This is a genomic window from Paraburkholderia sp. CNPSo 3272, from assembly GCF_024206495.1.
In the GTDB taxonomy this organism is placed as follows: domain Bacteria; phylum Pseudomonadota; class Gammaproteobacteria; order Burkholderiales; family Burkholderiaceae; genus Paraburkholderia.
The window spans coordinates 103,176-119,684 of the sequence record NZ_JAMBPQ010000010.1 but is presented as its reverse complement, the minus strand read 5'-3'; the positions used below and the strand labels follow the sequence as shown (position 1 = coordinate 119,684).

16 protein-coding genes are annotated in these 16,509 nt (G+C 65.7%); 8 read left to right on the top strand and 8 right to left on the bottom strand.

The window, feature by feature from the left end:
* Positions 1–10: 10 nt before the first annotated feature.
* Both M3I53_RS15100 and M3I53_RS15095 read right to left on the bottom strand, forming a co-directional pair.
* The gene (locus M3I53_RS15100; RefSeq protein ID WP_254316717.1) at positions 11–1,618 is read right to left on the bottom strand and encodes a carboxyl transferase domain-containing protein; all 1,608 of its coding nucleotides are present in this window, start codon (positions 1,616–1,618) and stop codon (positions 11–13) included.
* Between the two features lie 35 nt (positions 1,619–1,653).
* A complete protein-coding gene (locus M3I53_RS15095) occupies positions 1,654–2,835 on the bottom strand; it encodes an isovaleryl-CoA dehydrogenase (protein ID WP_254316715.1) in 1,182 nt (393 codons plus the stop codon).
* 194 nt (positions 2,836–3,029) lie between these two features.
* Here M3I53_RS15095 and M3I53_RS15090 point away from each other — a divergent pair, with 194 nt between their 5' ends.
* The 3 genes from M3I53_RS15090 (at position 3,030) to M3I53_RS15080 (ending at position 4,952) form a co-directional block, all read left to right on the top strand.
* Positions 3,030–3,755, top strand: coding sequence for a TetR/AcrR family transcriptional regulator (locus M3I53_RS15090; RefSeq protein ID WP_254316714.1), 726 nt, complete (start codon positions 3,030–3,032; stop codon positions 3,753–3,755).
* Positions 3,756–3,979: 224 nt separating this feature from the next.
* Positions 3,980–4,378, top strand: a complete 399-nt coding sequence (locus M3I53_RS15085) for a hypothetical protein (RefSeq protein WP_254316713.1) — start codon at positions 3,980–3,982, stop codon at positions 4,376–4,378.
* A 25-nt stretch (positions 4,379–4,403) separates the two neighbouring features.
* Positions 4,404–4,952, top strand: a complete 549-nt coding sequence (locus tag M3I53_RS15080) for a glycine zipper family protein (protein ID WP_254316711.1) — start codon at positions 4,404–4,406, stop codon at positions 4,950–4,952.
* Between the two features lie 87 nt (positions 4,953–5,039).
* Here the strand turns inward: M3I53_RS15080 and M3I53_RS15075 are convergent, their stop codons facing one another.
* Entirely contained in the window at positions 5,040–8,213 is a 3,174-nt protein-coding gene (locus M3I53_RS15075) for a transglycosylase domain-containing protein (protein ID WP_254316710.1), read from the bottom strand.
* A 226-nt stretch (positions 8,214–8,439) separates the two neighbouring features.
* On the opposite strand from M3I53_RS15075, the gene M3I53_RS15070 reads away from it, so the two are divergent.
* Together M3I53_RS15070 and M3I53_RS15065 are read left to right on the top strand one after the other, a co-directional pair.
* The gene (locus M3I53_RS15070; protein ID WP_254316709.1) at positions 8,440–8,772 is read left to right on the top strand and encodes a hypothetical protein; all 333 of its coding nucleotides are present in this window, start codon (positions 8,440–8,442) and stop codon (positions 8,770–8,772) included.
* A 223-nt stretch (positions 8,773–8,995) separates the two neighbouring features.
* Positions 8,996–9,265: a hypothetical protein gene (locus M3I53_RS15065; RefSeq protein WP_254316828.1), complete on the top strand. Its 270-nt coding sequence runs from the start codon at positions 8,996–8,998 to the stop codon at positions 9,263–9,265.
* Between the two features lie 104 nt (positions 9,266–9,369).
* Here the strand turns inward: M3I53_RS15065 and M3I53_RS15060 are convergent, their stop codons facing one another.
* Positions 9,370–10,104, bottom strand: coding sequence for a response regulator transcription factor (locus M3I53_RS15060; RefSeq protein WP_254316707.1), 735 nt, complete (start codon positions 10,102–10,104; stop codon positions 9,370–9,372).
* A gap of 373 nt (positions 10,105–10,477) precedes the next feature.
* Between M3I53_RS15060 and M3I53_RS15055 the strand changes: the two genes are divergently transcribed.
* Positions 10,478–11,779, top strand: coding sequence for an MFS transporter (locus tag M3I53_RS15055; RefSeq protein ID WP_254316706.1), 1,302 nt, complete (start codon positions 10,478–10,480; stop codon positions 11,777–11,779).
* A gap of 127 nt (positions 11,780–11,906) precedes the next feature.
* Entirely contained in the window at positions 11,907–13,376 is a 1,470-nt protein-coding gene (locus M3I53_RS15050) for an MFS transporter (protein ID WP_254316705.1), read from the top strand.
* 25 nt (positions 13,377–13,401) lie between these two features.
* Here M3I53_RS15050 and M3I53_RS15045 read toward each other — a convergent pair whose 3' ends face one another.
* The 3 genes from M3I53_RS15045 to M3I53_RS15035 all read right to left on the bottom strand — a co-directional run bounded on the left by M3I53_RS15045 (position 13,402) and on the right by M3I53_RS15035 (position 14,583).
* The gene (locus tag M3I53_RS15045; RefSeq protein WP_254316704.1) at positions 13,402–13,671 is read right to left on the bottom strand and encodes a hypothetical protein; all 270 of its coding nucleotides are present in this window, start codon (positions 13,669–13,671) and stop codon (positions 13,402–13,404) included.
* 70 nt (positions 13,672–13,741) lie between these two features.
* Positions 13,742–14,176, bottom strand: a complete 435-nt coding sequence (locus tag M3I53_RS15040; protein WP_254316703.1) for a DoxX family protein — start codon at positions 14,174–14,176, stop codon at positions 13,742–13,744.
* Between the two features lie 245 nt (positions 14,177–14,421).
* Positions 14,422–14,583 (bottom strand): hypothetical protein, encoded by a 162-nt coding sequence (locus tag M3I53_RS15035; RefSeq protein WP_165979491.1) that lies wholly within the window; start codon positions 14,581–14,583, stop codon positions 14,422–14,424.
* 189 nt (positions 14,584–14,772) lie between these two features.
* Here M3I53_RS15035 and M3I53_RS15030 point away from each other — a divergent pair, with 189 nt between their 5' ends.
* Entirely contained in the window at positions 14,773–15,603 is an 831-nt protein-coding gene (locus tag M3I53_RS15030; protein WP_254316702.1) for a helix-turn-helix domain-containing protein, read from the top strand.
* 213 nt (positions 15,604–15,816) lie between these two features.
* Here the strand turns inward: M3I53_RS15030 and M3I53_RS15025 are convergent, their stop codons facing one another.
* Complete coding sequence (locus tag M3I53_RS15025) at positions 15,817–16,278, bottom strand: universal stress protein (RefSeq protein ID WP_254316701.1); 462 nt, start codon at positions 16,276–16,278, stop codon at positions 15,817–15,819.
* Positions 16,279–16,509: the final 231 nt, after the last annotated feature.

Here is a 16,509-nt window from a genome sequence, read left to right as displayed (position 1 = left end):
CCTCAATGCATCACATGCGGAACACGCCGAAGCGCGTCTCTTCGATCGGCGCGTTCATCGTGGCGGAAAGACCGAGACCGAGCACGTCGCGCGTTTGCGCCGGGTCGATCACGCCGTCGTCCCACAGGCGTGCGCTCGCGTAATACGGATGGCCCTGCAGTTCGTACTGGTCGCGAATCGGCTGCTTGAACGCATCTTCTTCTTCGGCGCTCCACGTGCCGCCCTTCGCTTCGATACCGTCGCGGCGCACCGTGGCGAGCACGGATGCAGCCTGCTCGCCGCCCATCACCGAGATGCGCGCGTTCGGCCACATCCACAGGAAGCGCGGCGAATACCCGCGGCCGCACATGCCGTAGTTGCCCGCGCCGAACGAACCGCCAATGATGACCGTGAACTTCGGCACCTTTGCCGTGGCCACAGCCGTCACCATCTTCGCGCCGTTACGCGCAATGCCCTCGTTCTCGTACTTGCGACCCACCATGAAGCCCGTGATGTTCTGCAGGAACACCAGTGGGATCTTGCGCTGACAACACAGCTCGATGAAGTGCGTGCCCTTCAACGCCGATTCGGAAAAAAGAATGCCGTTGTTCGCGACGATGCCGACCGGGTGGCCCCAGATGTGCGCAAAGCCGGTCACGAGCGTGGTGCCGTAGCGCGCCTTGAATTCGTCGAAAGCCGAGTCGTCGACGATGCGGGCGATCACCTCGCGCACGTCGAACGGCTTGCGCGTATCCACGGGAATCACGCCGTAGAGGCTTTTCGCGTCGAAGCGCGGCGGCAGCGGCTCGCGCAGCACCACGGGCGGCGTTTTCGTGCGGTTCAGATTGCCGACGATCGAACGCGCAATGGCCAGCGCATGCGCGTCGTTCTGCGCGAGATGGTCGACCACGCCGGAAAGACGCGTGTGAACGTCGCCGCCGCCCAGGTCCTCGGCGCTCACTTCCTCGCCCGTCGCCGCTTTCACGAGCGGCGGGCCGCCGAGGAAAATCGTGCCCTGGTTCTTGACGATAATCGACTCGTCGCTCATGGCCGGCACATACGCGCCGCCCGCCGTGCACGAGCCCATCACCACTGCGATCTGCGGAATACCCTGTGCAGAGAGATTCGCCTGATTGTAAAAGATGCGGCCGAAGTGATCGCGGTCCGGAAACACCTCGTCCTGATTCGGCAGGTTCGCGCCGCCCGAATCGACGAGATACACGCAAGGCAGGTTGTTTTCCTGGGCGATTTCCTGCGCGCGCACGTGCTTCTTCACCGTGACCGGATAATACGTGCCGCCCTTCACCGTGGCGTCATTGCAAACGATCACGCATTCCTGCCCCGCAATGCGGCCAATGCCCGTGATGATGCCCGCGCCCGGCGCGTCGTCGTTGTACATGCCGTAGGCCGCGAGCTGCGAGAGCTCCAGAAACGGCGTGCCCGGATCGAGCAGCTGCGCAATGCGATCGCGCGGCAGCAGCTTGCCGCGCGAGAGGTGCTTGTCGCGCGCGGCTTCGCCGCCGCCAAGCGTTAGCTTCTGAATCTTTTCGCGCAGGTCCGCGACGAGCGCTTCCAGTGCCGCGGTATTGGCCTTGTAGTCGTCCGAACGCGGATTGAGCTTCGATTCGATGACCGGCATCCCGTCCTCCCTTCGTTACCGTGAGTTGCTTAGGATTACATGGTTTCCGCGAACAGCTCGCGGCCGATCAACATGCGGCGAATCTCGCTCGTGCCCGCGCCGATTTCGTAGAGCTTCGCGTCGCGCCAGAGACGTCCGACCGGATACTCGTTGATATAGCCATTGCCGCCGAGGATCTGGATCGCTTCGCCCGCCATCCACGTGGCCTTTTCCGCGGTGTAGAGAATCACGCCCGCGCAGTCCTTGCGCACCTGGCGCACGTGGTCCCGGCCAAGCGTGTCGAGCTGGCGGCCCACCGCGTAGAGATAGGCGCGGCACGCCTGATACGTCGTGTAGAGGTCCGCGACCTTGCCCTGGATGAGCTGGAATTCGCCGATGGCCTGACCGAACTGCTTGCGATCGTGGATGTACGGCACGACCGCGTCCATGACCGCGGCCATGATGCCGGTGGGACCGCCCGCCAGCACGGCGCGCTCGTAGTCGAGGCCGCTCATCAGCACTTTCACGCCGCCGTTGAGCTGGCCGAGGATATTCTCTTCGGGCACTTCCACGTCCTGGAACACCAGCTCGCCAGTGTGCGAACCGCGCATGCCGAGCTTGTCGAGCTTCTGCGCAACCGAAAAGCCCTTCATGCCCTTCTCGACGATGAACGCCGTAATGCCGCGCGAACCCGCTTCAGGGTCGGTTTTCGCGTAGACCACTAGCGTGTCGCAATCCGGGCCGTTGGTGATCCACATCTTCGTGCCGTTGAGCACGTAGCGGTCGCCCTTCTTTTCGGCGCGCAGCTTCATGCTCACGACATCCGAGCCGGCGTTGGGCTCGCTCATGGCGAGCGCGCCGATGTGCTCGCCGGAAACGAGCTTCGGCAGGTACTTGCGCTTTTGCGCCTCGCTGCCGTTGCGGTGGATCTGGTTCACGCAGAGGTTCGAATGCGCGCCGTACGACAGGCCGACCGATGCGGACGCGCGCGAGATTTCCTCCATCGCGACCATGTGCGCCGTGTAGCCCATGTTCGCGCCGCCGTATTCCTCCGAGACCGTCATGCCGAGCACGCCCAGGTCGCCGAACTTGCGCCAGAGGTCCATCGGGAACTGGTCGGTGCGATCGATTTCACCCGCGCGCGGCGCGATTTCCTTTGCCGCGAAGCCAGCGATGCTGTCGCGCAGCATTTCGACTTCTTCGCCAAGCGGGAACTGCAAACCGGGTACGTTGCTCATGTGTGTCTCCAGGGATTCTCGAACCGGGCGTAGCTTCGCCCCATGGACGCCCATTTCACGCCAGATTTACGTTAACGTCAATAGGTATTTCTGAGTGACGCTCAAGTTGTCATGGAGATGAAATTTCCTTGTGCGGCGGCGTTTCTTTAGCGGATAATCCATTTCATCCTGACGTAAATTGAATCAAGCTCAATATGGAAGCCGTTGCACGGAAAGCCGTCCTGCCCGCGTCGCGCCGCCAGCCGGCGGGCCGCAAGTCGCAGCAGCGCGTGCGCGAGATCCTGCAGGCGGGGCGCGAAGTGTTCTCGGAAAAAGGGTACGCGCGCGCCACCACGGCCGAGATCGCCCAGCGCCTCGGTGTGTCCGAGGCGACGGTGTTCAGCTACTTTCGGGGCAAACGGGAGTTGTGCGCGCGCGTGATCGGCGACTGGTATGACGAATCGATCGCCGCGATCGAAGGCGGCCTGCCGCGTGACGGCACCGTGCGCCAGCAGTTCGCATTCATCGTGCGCATGCATCTGCAGTTGATGCTCGAGAGCGGCACCGGCATCTGCGAACTGGTGCTCTCGGAAGGCCGCACCCGGCACCACGATCTGAGCGATGCGCTCACGGAAATGCAGCGCCGCTACACGGCGCCGCTCATGCGCGTGCTCGCGCGCGGCCAGGAAAGCGGACAGATCCGCAACGACCTGCCGCTGCGGCTGCTGCGCTCGTTGGTATTCGGGCCCATGGAGCATGTGCTGTGGGACGCGACGCTCGCCAACCGCCGCACGGACATCGACGCCACGGCCGAGCGCCTCGTGGACGCACTCTGGTCTGCGCTGCAGCCGCCCAACCTCCAACTCGCCGCGCTCGCGCAGTTCAGCCAGGACGTGGGCGAAGCCGTGCGCCGGCTCGAGCGCGAACGCGCCGCGCGCTAGCCGGCGCCCTGGCCGGCGATCAGACCGCCGCTTCCTCCGCCACGCGCGCGCAGAGCGCAGCGGGGTCGAGCCGCTCCTTTGCGCACCGCCGGCCCTGTCCCTTTTGTAACAACTGGAAAAATTGTTGCAACTCGCGTAATTGCATTGGTTTCGGCAATGTCATAGCGTTCGATGATTGGCTGGCGCGCGCGGTGCTCCGGCCTGCCCGTTTCTGGAGATCGTGTGTGAGAAGGTCGAAACTGTTTCTCGGGGCCGCTGCGGCCGCGCTTCTCGGGGTGTGCGGCGTTGCACAGGCGGCGCATGTCGGCGTGTATTTCGGCGCCGGCGTACCCTATTACTACCCGGTCGCGCCCGCGCCCTACTACTACGCGCCGCCGCCGGCCGTCATCGTCGCGCCGCCGCCGCAGGCGCCCGATTACATCGAGCAGGGCCAGGCCGGCGCCCCCGTCATGGACCAGCAGCAGGGCCCCGTCAACGCCGCGCCTGGCGATGCAGCGGGCGACCAGCAGGCGAACGCCGATACCTGGTACTACTGCGACGAATCGAAAACCTACTATCCGTATGTAAAGCAGTGTTCGTCGGGCTGGCGCGCGGTTCCCGCCCAGCCGGCGCCGTCGAACTGAACACCTTGAATATATCGAGCCGCACATGAAATACACGTATCTCGCGCTACTCGCCACTGCGGGGCTGCTTAGCGCATGCGCCGTGACGCCCACGGGGCCGAGCGTGATGGCACTGCCCGGCACGGGCAAGACCTTCGATCAGTTTCGCGCCGACGACGCGAATTGCCGCCAGTTCGCCTTCCAGCAGGTAGGCGGCGTCACATCCAACCAGGCAGCAACCGGCGCCGGCGTGGGCAGCGCGGTGGTCGGTACGGCGCTCGGCGCGGCCGCGGGCGCCGCTTTTGGCGGCGGCCAAGGCGCTGCCATCGGCGCGGGCGCGGGCCTGCTTGCGGGCAGCGCTGTCGGCATGGGCAACGCACAGGGTTCCGCGTGGGACGTGCAGCGCCGTTACGACTACGCTTATCTGCAATGCATGTACGCCACCGGCAACCGCATACCCGCGCCCGGCAACATGACGATGTCGCAGCCCCAGCCGTTCCAGGCGCCGCAGCAGCAGTTCCAGACGGCGCCGCAACCGCGCTATCTGCCGCCGCCCCCACCGGGGTCGCCGCCTCCGCCGCCTGGCGGCTATTGAAGCGGCGATTGAGCGCATCAAGAAGAACGCGAGGCTGGTGCATCCACACCAGCCTCGCGTTTTGATTTGGATTCCGAATAACCTGAATCAGTGCGCGTCGTCGAATTCGAGCGCCTTGCCGTTCCACACCACACGGCGCATTTCGCCCGATTGCGGGTCGATGAGCGTCATCTGCTGCGCGGCGTGGACAGGATCGGGTTTCTCATCTCGGTCCGTCGCGGACCTGGATTCCAGCAGCGGCTGCAACACCGGCGCAAGCGACTTCAGCAATTGCACGGACAGCGCACTCGTGAACGTATAGCGCGCCGCGTACGGCTCATGCACCCATGCCGTGAGCGTGCCGTAGAAGCGGTTGCCGATCACGAACACGAAGGTCGCGCTCCGGTTCACCTTGCGCGATTCGATGAGCCGCGCGCCCGGCGCGTACACGTTGAAGCGCTGGTCGCCGGTTCCGGTCTTGCCATACACGGGCAGCGTCTTGCCGTCGGGGAGCGTCATGCCGTCGGCAAGGCGCTTGGCCGTGCCGCCCTCCACCACCGACGTCAGCAGCTCGCGCACCACCTGCGAAATTTCCGGCGAAATCAACGCTTGCGGCTGCGCGGACGCGTGCACGAAGTGCGTCTCGTACGGCGTGCCGCGCGCGAAGTCGAGCGACTCGAAACTGTGCGTCGGCAGCTTTTCGCCATTGCTCGAAATCAAGCCGATGAGCTGCGCGAGCGCCGCGGGCCGGTCGCCCGACGCACCGATCGCCGCGCCATAAGAAGGCGTGATGCCGTCGAACGGATAACCGACCGCGCGCCAGGACTTGCCGATCGCGTCATACGCGCGCAACTCGATCATGTGGCGAATGCGTCGGTTCTGGGTCGCGTGATACTTCGTCTTGAAGAGCCAGCTGTAGGTGTAAAGGCGCGTGTCGCGGCTCTCCTGCTGAACCTGCGCGAGCGTTGCATCCGGGTGCACGCGCATGTAATTCAGCAGCCACAGTTCAAGCGGATGAATGCCCGCAATATAGCCGCGGTCGTTGAGGTTGAATTTGTCGATGGCGTACTTGTCGTAGTAGTGCGCGAGGTCTTCGTCGTCGAGCCACTGGAACTTAGTGTTCTTTAGTTGCGCGCGCATCTGTGCATCGAACCACGGCAGTTTGCCGTCGGGTTTCACGCTGCGCAGCACGGTCGCAATGCGCGCCGGGCCCTTGCGCGTGTGTTGCAGCAAGATCGCCAGCGCTTCATCGTTGTTCTTTCCCGCGTAGCGCGTGTAGAAGCGCTTCATGTAGACCTGGCTCTCACCATCGGCAAACTGCGTGAGAAAGCGCGTGCGCACAACAGGATCGTCGAGCCATTGCGCGGGCGGCCCCGAAGTCTGGATCATCTCGTAGTGGACGATGTCGCGCATGAGCCGCACGAACACCAGATTCACGGAATGCTGGAACGCGCGGTGCACGGTCAGAATCTGCGCGTTGTCGCTCGACTCGAAATTGTTGAAGCTCTGCGCGCCGCCGCCGGTGTAGAACGTCTCGCCCGGGCTGGCTGAGTACTTGCGCTCGACGGCCGCTTCCAGCATGGAATGCAGCGAGCGGTCGGAGGTTTTCGAGAGATAGTCGATCGCCCAGCGCGTGAGCGCGTCGCTCGGATCGACTTGCGGCAGCATCGCGCGCAGCGACTTCGCATCGTCGGCCGCGTAGCGCGCGTGCAGCGCGCTCACGATCTGCAGATACGTCACGAGCGTGCGCAGCTTCGCCGTCGACCCCAGATTCAGGCGCGCGCCCGAATTGATGTCGAACGGCTGGTTCACGCTGTCTGTTTGCACGCGCACGAGGTTCTCGCCGCTGCTGCGCTCGAACAGCGTGAAGCTGTACGCGATCTTCGAAGGATCGTCGGAGGGGCGCAGCATCTCGAAGCCGACCAGACCCGCCTGGCGCGCGCCGTCCTTCGTGGCGGCGTCGGCAAGGCGGTCGCTCACGGCCTGCTGCACGCTGTCGATGAGCGTGGCCGTGGCGGTCAGATCGAGGCGGTCGAGGTCGTAAAGCGTCTTCAGCCCGAGCGCCTGCATGAGCTGGGTGCGCAGCGTCAGCACCGCCTTGCGCTCCACGAAGGAAACCGGCACGCGCTGCGACGGCTTCGAGCGGTCGAGCGTGAGTTGCGTGGCGAGCGCGGCGTCGCGCAGCGCCGGCGTGATCACGCCGCCGGCGCCGAGCAGGCGGATATAGCTGTCGGTCAGCTTCGCGAGCGCGTCGTTGTTCTTTTGCAGGAAGTAGGAGGGCGCGCGCTGGGCGATCAGCAGCGAGAGGACCTGGCGGAACGCCAGCGCCTGCGCGTCGAGCGTCTCGGGCGTCAGCGGCGCGCGCAGGACGCGATTGACGTCGCGGAAGTCGCGCCCATACCAGGCGGCGAGGCCGTCGCCCAGACCGTTGACTTCGCCCACGCCCGGCTTGGCGGAGAGCGGCACCGAATTCAGGTAGCGCACGAGAATCTGCTGGCGCGCGGGCATGGTCTGCGGGCCGTCCAGATAGGCGCGCAGCGAAGCGGACGCGATCTGGCGCAGCTTCTCCGGCGGCGTGGAGGTGCGGCCGCCGGTCGAGTGCCGGAACTTCTCGATTTGGGTGGCGAGCGTGCTGCCGCCGGGCGTTTGCTGATGCTGGTTCACGAGGCGCGCACCCTGGTCGACGAGCGCCCGGCTAAAGCGCCCCCAGTCGATGGCCGGGTTGCGGTTCGGCTGGTCTTGGGCCAGCAGGTATTTGTCCTCGATGAACAGCAGCGAGTCGCGCACCACGGCCGGCACCGCGTCGAAATTTTCGTACGCGCGCTGCGGATAACGCGTATGGAAGAGCGTCGCACCGGAAGCGTCGCGCAGCACGATCCCGGCCTGATCCTTTTCTTCGAACGGCAGGAAAAGCCCTTCGTCGGCCACGGCGATCATGCGATCTGAATCGCGCGCCTGCGCGGCGATCGCGAAACCGCGTTCCGCAAGCCGGTTCTCGAAGGTGGGCAGTTGCGCATAACCGAGCCGCACGTCGTACGGCCCGTTCGCGGTCGGAAAGCGAATGTTGTGGCTCGGCCCGTTCTCCACCGTAAAGCCGATGTCGCGCGTAAGTTCGGAAAGGTAGCGCGCCTGCAGGCGCGACGTGTCGATTTCGATCTGAACGATGCGCGCGATGATGACGAGGGCAGCCAGAAACGCGACGACGAATCCCCACTTGACCCACCTGAAGAGTGAGCCAGCGCCAGCGGCGCGAACAGGAAAGCGTACCGATGGGCGGTTCATGCGTATTCTCCTGACGTCACGTCAGATTTCCAGACGGCACCCCTTAAATAGTCTATCTCGCTCCGTGGGTTCTTGCGCGCCAGTATGTAGGGCTTCGCACGCACGTCGCACTGTCGCAACACCGATGCCCAGCGCGTGACAGTTTTGCGGCATTTTGCGCCCGCGCCGTGGCACGGCACATGCTCCCGATATAATGATCGACTATTTTGTTGGATACCCGGGAAATATGAAAAAGCTCGCCGTGCCCCTTGCCCTTTCGCTCACGCTCGGCGCGTGCGCGTGGTTTCAGAGCAATCCGGACGCCGGTCAGCCGGTCATCGATTCCACAACCAACCGGTCGGTCCAGGACGTGATCTCGTGCCTGACCGTCGAAGCCTCGCGTCATGGCGCCAGCTTCACCACCTCGCCGCTGCCGCAAGGTCAGATGCTGGAGTTCGCCGACTCGAATGTCATCAAGGTGCGCACCGACAACGGCGCGACGACCTACCGCTATTACGCCGGCAAACGCCACGCCTCGAACCTGTGGATCGAGGGTGCGAGCAAAACCTGCGCGCCTTGAACATGTGACGGGCCGTTTTTGCCGGGCCGCGGCTGCCCGGCGCTTCGCCGCGCCTTTCTTGCGCTTTCTATTACGGCTTTTTTACATCGCTGCGCACCGTGTAGCGCGATGACACATTTTCGCCGGGCGTTTTAAGAATCGCTTAAGTCTTCGTCCGCATCATCGCTTCCACCCAGAAGAAACGAACGCTGCAGGAGGTTTCGTGAAACAGCAAGACCCGCAAATCCAGCCGACAGGTCAGGTCGACAGCGAGGCCACGCCCGGCGCGAAGCCCGCTCGCCGCACCTTGTTGCGCCGGTTGCTGAGCCACCACGAGCTCGCGACGCTCCTGTTGCTGCTGCATGCGCCGATCGACGCACACGCCAAACCGGAGATTCCGATGCTCAAGGAAGCCGGCCTCGTCGAGCAGGTGCAGGACGATGCCGGTGACCCGCGCATCCGCCTCACGTCGGAAGGCAACGCCGTGCTACAAGGACTCGGCCTCGCGCGCTGAGGTTGGCGCGCGCGGCGCACGACGCATCGGACAAAAAAGACGGCGGCACGCCAGGCGTGCCGCCGTTTTTTTATCGAATTCCAGAAGAATCGCAGCGCTTCGCCTCAGGCCGACTCGAGTTCCGCGCCTTCGACGGCGAGCGCTTCATTTTGGTCCTGCAGGCACAACAGCCGGTAGCCGCTCTTGTAGACCGGCTGCAGCCGAAAACCGTTCGGCGTGTCGATCTCCAGCAACAGACGCAGTCGCGACACGTGGCTGTCGATCGTGCGCGTCAAGGTCTGCAACTCGCGCCCCCACACCATCGCGTAAATGTGATCGCGCGAGAGCACGCGCCCGATATTCGAGAAGAACAGCGCAGCCAGCCGGTACTGCGTGGTCGAGAGCAGCACGGGCTTGCCGTGCACGCTGACAGCCTGATGCCCCGTGTCGAAGTGATAAGGTCCGGCGTCGAACGTCAGGTTCTCGTACCGGTCGGGAAATGCGCGGCGCAGAAGCGCGTTCACGCGCGCGCGCAGCACCGAAGGACAGACCGGCAGGCACACGTAGTCGTCCGCGCCGATAGAAAACGCTCGCACGACGCTCTGGTCGGAGGCGTCCTCCGAGACGAACAGCACCGGAATCTGGCTGCCGTTCACGGCCCGCAAGGTCCTCAGCAGTTCCGCGCCGGCGATTTGGGAGCCCTGCCAGTCGAGCACGACCATATCGACCGTCGACGTGGCCAGCGTCCTGGCAAGCAGGAGTGCGTCGCCGGACGCAACGCAGGCGTGACCGCATTGCGTCAGCACGCGCTCGAGTTGCTGGCGATGGTCAGCGTCGCGCTGGAGAATCGCGATGCGCATGGTGGGGGCCCCTGATGGATCGATGATGAAAGCGGGCAATTTTGTGGATATGTGCAAAACTTGCCCATCGGACGAGTCCGAATTCCAGAGCGCTTCACCGCTTTACCACAACGGCGCAGGAGCGACCAGACTGGCCGCGCGTCTGGCGGCCTGCAGGCTTCCTGTAGAATCGCGCACTGGTCTGAAGTCGTCACACGTGCGCCCACCCCCGCGCACGCGCTGTTGCCGTGCCCCACCCTTGCGCCCGCCTATCCGACGACCGCCGCCCCGCGCCACGCGCGCACCAGGCAAATTCAGCCATCACGGACGTCCACACGCGTTCCGCACGCGCTACGTACAACGTCGTACATAACAACACCCTGGTTTTTCGGAAATGCAAGCAACAGAAATTGGCGTGCGCACGCCTGCCGCTGCACGCGCGCTCACCCGCAGCGACTACAAGACGCTCGGGCTCGCCGCACTCGGCGGCGCCCTCGAGTTCTACGACTTCATCATCTTCGTGTTCTTCGCGCCGGCTATCGGCCAGTTGTTCTTCCCCGCAACGATTCCCGACTGGCTGCGCCAGCTGCAGACTTTCGGCATCTTCGCGGCGGGCTACCTCGCGCGGCCGCTCGGCGGCATCGTCATGGCTCACTTCGGCGACCTGCTCGGGCGCAAGCGCATGTTCACGCTCTCCGTGCTGCTGATGGCGCTGCCCACGCTCGCCATGGGCTGCCTGCCCACCTACGCGACGATCGGCGTGCTCGCTCCCGTTCTGCTGCTCGCGCTGCGCGTGCTGCAAGGCGCGGCCGTGGGCGGCGAGGTGCCGGGCGCGTGGGTGTTCGTCTCCGAGCACGTGCCGCGCCGCCATATCGGCTATGCATGCGGCACGCTCACGGCGGGCCTCACGTTCGGCATCCTGCTCGGCTCGCTGATCGCCGCGGCGGTCAATCATCACTACGCCCCGGGCGACATCGCCGCGTATGCCTGGCGCATTCCGTTCCTGATTGGCGGCCTGTTCGGCATGTTCTCGGTGTATCTGCGCCAGTGGCTGCACGAAACACCGGTGTTCGCCGAGATGAAGGCGCGCAAGTCGCTCGCCGACGAAATCCCGCTCAAGGCCGTGCTGCGCGACCACGGCCGCGCCGTGATCGTCTCGATGCTGCTCACGTGGATGCTTTCGGCCGCCATCGTCGTCGTGATCCTGATGACGCCGCCGCTCCTGCAGAAGCAGTTCCATCTCGACGCGACCACGTCGCTGCTCGCGAACTGCGTGGCGACGCTCTTCCTCACGGTCGGCTGCGTGAGCGCGGGCGCGCTCGCGGACCGCTTCGGCGCGCGCCGCGTGCTGGCCATCGGCGGCATTGCCCTCGCGATCGCGTATTACACGCTGTTCCGCCAGATCGCCGTGGACCGCTCAATGCTCATGCCGCTTTATGCGCTCTGCGGGCTGCTGGTCGGCACGATCGGCGCGGTGCCCTATGTGATGGTGAACGCGTTCCCGCCCGTGGTGCGCTTCTCGGGCATCTCGTTCTCGTACAACGTGGCGTACGCCGTGTTCGGCGGCCTCACGCCGATCGTCGTCGCGCTGCTGATGAAGTCCGCACCGCTCGCGCCCACCTACTACGTGGCCGCGATCTGTGTGCTCGGCGCGATCACGACGCTGTTCTTCGCGGACCCGCATCGCGAGCAGTAAGTGCGCCGCGGTGTGCATTGAATGCGCACTGGACGGCCACCACCGGTCCGACACCATTTTGCCGCCGGCTTCGACAATTCACCTCGCGCTGAAACGTCGAAGCCGCCGCGCGCCCTACCATGGGCGCATGAATACCTCACACCCCACCCCAGTCCACTTCACGCCCGCGCTCACGCGTATCGTCGCGACCGTCAGCGTCGGGTTCGTCGTCACGCAGCTCGACGTGACCATCGTCAATATCGCGCTCGCGCGCATCGCAACCGATCTCCATGCGAACGTCGCGGGCCTGCAATGGATCGTCGACGCCTATACGCTCGCCTTCGCGGTGCTGATGCTCTCGGGCGGCGTGCTGGGCGACCGCTACGGCGCACGCCGCCTCTACGCCATCGGGCTCGTGGTGTTCGCCCTCGCCTCGCTGGCCTGCGGGCTCGCGGCCAATCCGGTCATGCTGATCGCCGCCCGCGCGCTGCAGGGCGCGGGCGCGGCGGCCATGCTGCCCAATTCGCTCGCGCTGCTCAACGAAGCGTGCCGCCACGACCGGGCGCTCAGGGCGCGTGCAGTGGGTTTCTGGACCGCCGCCGGCGCCATCTCGATCGCCGCCGGCCCGGTGGCGGGCGGCCTGCTGATCGCGGCGTTCGGCTGGCGCAGCATTTTCCTCGTGAACCTGCCGCTGTGCGCGGCCGGCCTTTGGGCCGCGCTTGCCTGGATTCCCACGCCGCGCCGTCGCGCTCACGATGCCAGCGCCGCCGGCGCGCCCGCCGTGCGCAGCCTCGATGTGCGCGGCCAGTTGCTCGCCATCGTGGCGCTCACGGCCTTTACGGGCGCCGTGATCGAATGGCGGCCGCTCGGCTTCACGCACTGGGCAGTGGCGGGCGGCTTTGCGCTCGCGCTCGTTACAGGTTTTGCGTTCGTCTCGCTCGAAGCGCGCGCACACGACCCTATGCTGCCGCTCGCCACACTGCGCAATCGCACGTTCAGCGCGGCGGTGCTGTTCGGTATCTGCGTGAATCTCACGTACTACGGCACCGTGTTCGTGCTCGCGCTCTATCTGCAGCATGCGCGGGGCGAGACGCCGTTGCAGGCGGGCCTCGCGTTCGTTCCGCTCACCGCCGGCTTCCTGCTCTCGAACATCGTGAGCGGCCATGTGGTGGCGCGTTACGGCACGCGCCGGCCGATGATCATCGGCGCGCTGATCGCGGGTGCCGGCTACGCATTGCTGATCAGCGTGGACGCCTCGACGCCGCTCGCCTACGTGCTGCTCGCCTTTCTGCTCATCCCCTCCGGCATGGGCCTCGCTGTGCCGGCGATGACCACGGCCGTGCTCTCCTCGGTGGAGCCGGCGCGCGCGGGGACGGCCTCGGCGTTGCTCAATACGGCGCGTCAGGCGGGCGGTGCGGTTGGGGTGGCGGCGTTCGGCGCGCTCGCCGGCGGGGCGGGTGCGGTGCAGGTGGTGGCCGGCCTGCGTGCGGAAACCGCGGTCTCGACGGCGCTCCTGCTCACGGCGGCCGGGCTGGCGTGGTTCGTGAGGACCGATCCGGCGCATGCGGGCGTGCGCCGCGCCGAACCGGCGCGGATGAACGAACCGCAATCTCGCTGATGCAACAGCGAACTGGCGTGCCGAACTACAGCGACGCCTCCTGGATCGCACCGGAGTCGATTGCGCGGGCGATCAAACCATCGTTCTGCGCCTTGCGGATGGCCTGAGCGATTAGCTGTGCGGGCTCCTCGAGCTCAGCCTTGAGCGTGCCGATGAGCCCGGAGGCGTCGAGGATCACCAGCGTCTTCGCGGTATCCGCCTCGCTGATGAACACGCGCCGCGTGCCGTCTTCCGCAAGACTCGCGCAGAACTGCCCGGTCTTGCCTGCCACGTTGAAGTCGAAGTTCTGTATCAAGGCCTGCTCCCTCTACACCCGGTTGCCCGGTGGTTGCAATTCGACACTCGCGCTTCGCCACGCGAAGCCGTCAGCCTCGCAGGCCGCCGCCGCGCGGCGCGCGCATACCATCAACGGAAGCACGTCCCGCGCCCGTCACGGCCAGCAGGAGAAAACCACCCGCGATCGCCACGTTCTTCCAGAAATGAATAACCGCGTCCTGCTGCGCCGCGGCCTGGGTCATGTTCCAGAAGTCATGGCCGAGTATCGCCGTGACGATAGCGTACACGGCCAGCAGGAACGCAACCGCGCGCGTGCGCACGCCCAACACGATCGCAATGCCGCCGAGCAGTTCGACGGCGGTCGCCACGATCGCGCCGTACGAGGCATACGGCACGCCCTTCGAGTGCAGGTAGCCGACGAACCCCGCGTATCCCAGCAGCTTCATGGCACCGCCCCAGAGAAACAGAATGGCGAGCGCGATGCGGGCGATGAAGATGATGAAGGAATCGGCGGGACGGGTCATGGAGGGCTCCGATATGCAATATCGGAATGACCGCGGCGCGCACGCTCAGTTCCCTCGCCGTGAGGCGTCACTGGTAGACGAGGCGGCAGGGCGCGCCATGCGTCGGAGCGAAACGAACTCGTCCGGAAGTTGATTCGGAATGCTATGGAATTTGCCTGACCCGCCGTTACGGCCGTGACGCGACCTGTCGCGGTCCGTTCGCGATGCGTTCGAGAATCGCACAAATCGACGCGGCGCTGGCACGCTCAATGCTTGTGATGCATGCCGTGCGGCCGATGCGCGTCGAGCCAGCGAGTCAGGCGCGCCTCGAGCGTGCCTCTGCTGCGGCGCGACACGGCCCACATGGCCGCGCACACCAGCAACATGACGCCTGGCCCGAGCAGATAAGCAGCGACGGTTTCCCTCATGGCAGTCTCCTCTGCGCGACGCCACAGTCCGTGAGACTTTTCATTTTAGGCGATAGCGCGGCGCACGGTAACGGTCGTCGACGAATGCAGCAGGGGCGTAAACCCGAGGTTTTCATATATCCGTTGCCCGGTCGATTCTTTACCTCAGACGTAATCGCCTTGCTCACGCGTTTCGTTAGAATCGCCAGCATGAACACGCTCGCTTCCCTCCTTCCCGCCGTGCCGTCCGGCGCCGTGCGCGCCAGTGTCGGCGAGATGCTGCGCGACTGGCGCATGCGCCGGCGCATGAGCCAGTTGCTGCTCGCAACCGAAGCCGAGATTTCGACGCGCCATCTGAGCTTCGTCGAATCGGGCCGCGCGCTGCCGAGCCGCGAGATGGTCATGCATCTGGCCGAGCAGCTGGATGTGCCGCTGCGCGAGCGCAACGCGCTGCTCGTGGCGGCGGGCTATGCGCCGCTCTATCGCGAGCGCGCGCTCGACGACCCGCAGCTCGCCGCCGCGCGCGAGGCTGTCGACCTCGTGCTGCGCGGTCACGAACCGTATCCCGCCGTGGCCGTGGACCGCCGCTGGAATATCGTCGCGACGAACGGCGCGCTCGCGCCGCTCATCGGCGACGCTTCGCCTGCGCTGCTCGCCGCGCCCATCAATGCGCTGCGGCTTTCGCTGCATCCCGAGGGCATGGCGCCGCGCATCGTCAACTGGCACGCGTGGCGCGCGCATCTGCTCACGCGCCTGCAACGTCAGATCGACGCGAGCGCCGACCCCGCGCTCGCCGCGCTGCACGAGGAACTCGCGGCGTATCCCACGCCGCCGGGGGTAGCGAACGTGAGCGCCGAGCCGATCGCCCATCACATTGCCGTGCCGCTGCGCGTGCGCACGGTGCTCGGCGAACTGGCGTTCTACAGCACGACCACCGTGTTCGGCACACCGGTCGACATCACGCTTTCCGAACTGGCAATCGAAGCGTTCTTTCCCGCCGATCCGCACACCGCTCAGGCCTTGCGCAACCAGGCGCCTTGACGCGCGGAGCGCTGAAGGCGGCTGCGGCGGCCGCACCCGGTACCATGTCGGGCGCCTGCGCGGGCATGCTCATTCCCGATTCATGCGCATGCAACGATCTCGCAATTCGGCGTTCAGCAAAGCATCAGCGTGGCGCGCACGCCGGTTTTTGGCGAACCGAACGCCTGAGCGGCAGGGCGCTGCGCCCTGCGGTTTGGGCGTTGTGGCGGCGGCTCAGGCCGCCGCTTTCGCGGGCTCCGGGTCCGCCGCGGTGACGACCAGGACGCTGCACGAGACGCGGTCGAGCAGCAGGCGGTCGTCGCGCCCGTCCCACCAGCGCTTGAGCGGTCCCCGCCGGTGGTGCGCCACCACGATGAGATCGGGCTGGAGTTCCGCGCAGTAGCTTGCGATCACGTCGATCGGCCGGCCCACCACGAAGTGCCCCGTTGCCGCGAGGCCCTTGTCCTGCAGGCACGCCACCCCGTCACGCAGAATCTCGCGCGCCGCGTTTTCCGCGGCTTCGAACGGCACGGCGGACGCAATGTCCGTCCCCCATTGCAGCGGCGCCTGGTCGAGCACGGCCAACAGATGCGTTTGCGCGTGGCATTCGCGCGCAAGGTCGGCACCCTCACGCAAAGCCCGGCGGCCTTCGCGCGTTGCGTCGTAACACAGCAGAATCCTGTTGAACGAGGCCATGATCCCTCCCCCGATTGATTCCCGGCGCCGCGCGGGCGAACGCGCCGTACCCGAATGCCGCTTTCAGCAGGCCACTTATATCACGTCGTGACATAACCGGCATAACGGTACCCGCTGTATACGGTATAGGAGGCACGATGGTTATCGACAACGACTTTGAGATCGCCACGCTGCTCGTCGCCCGCGTATCGTCGGCGCGCGGGTCGGTCTGCTACTCGCCGCCCTCCTCAA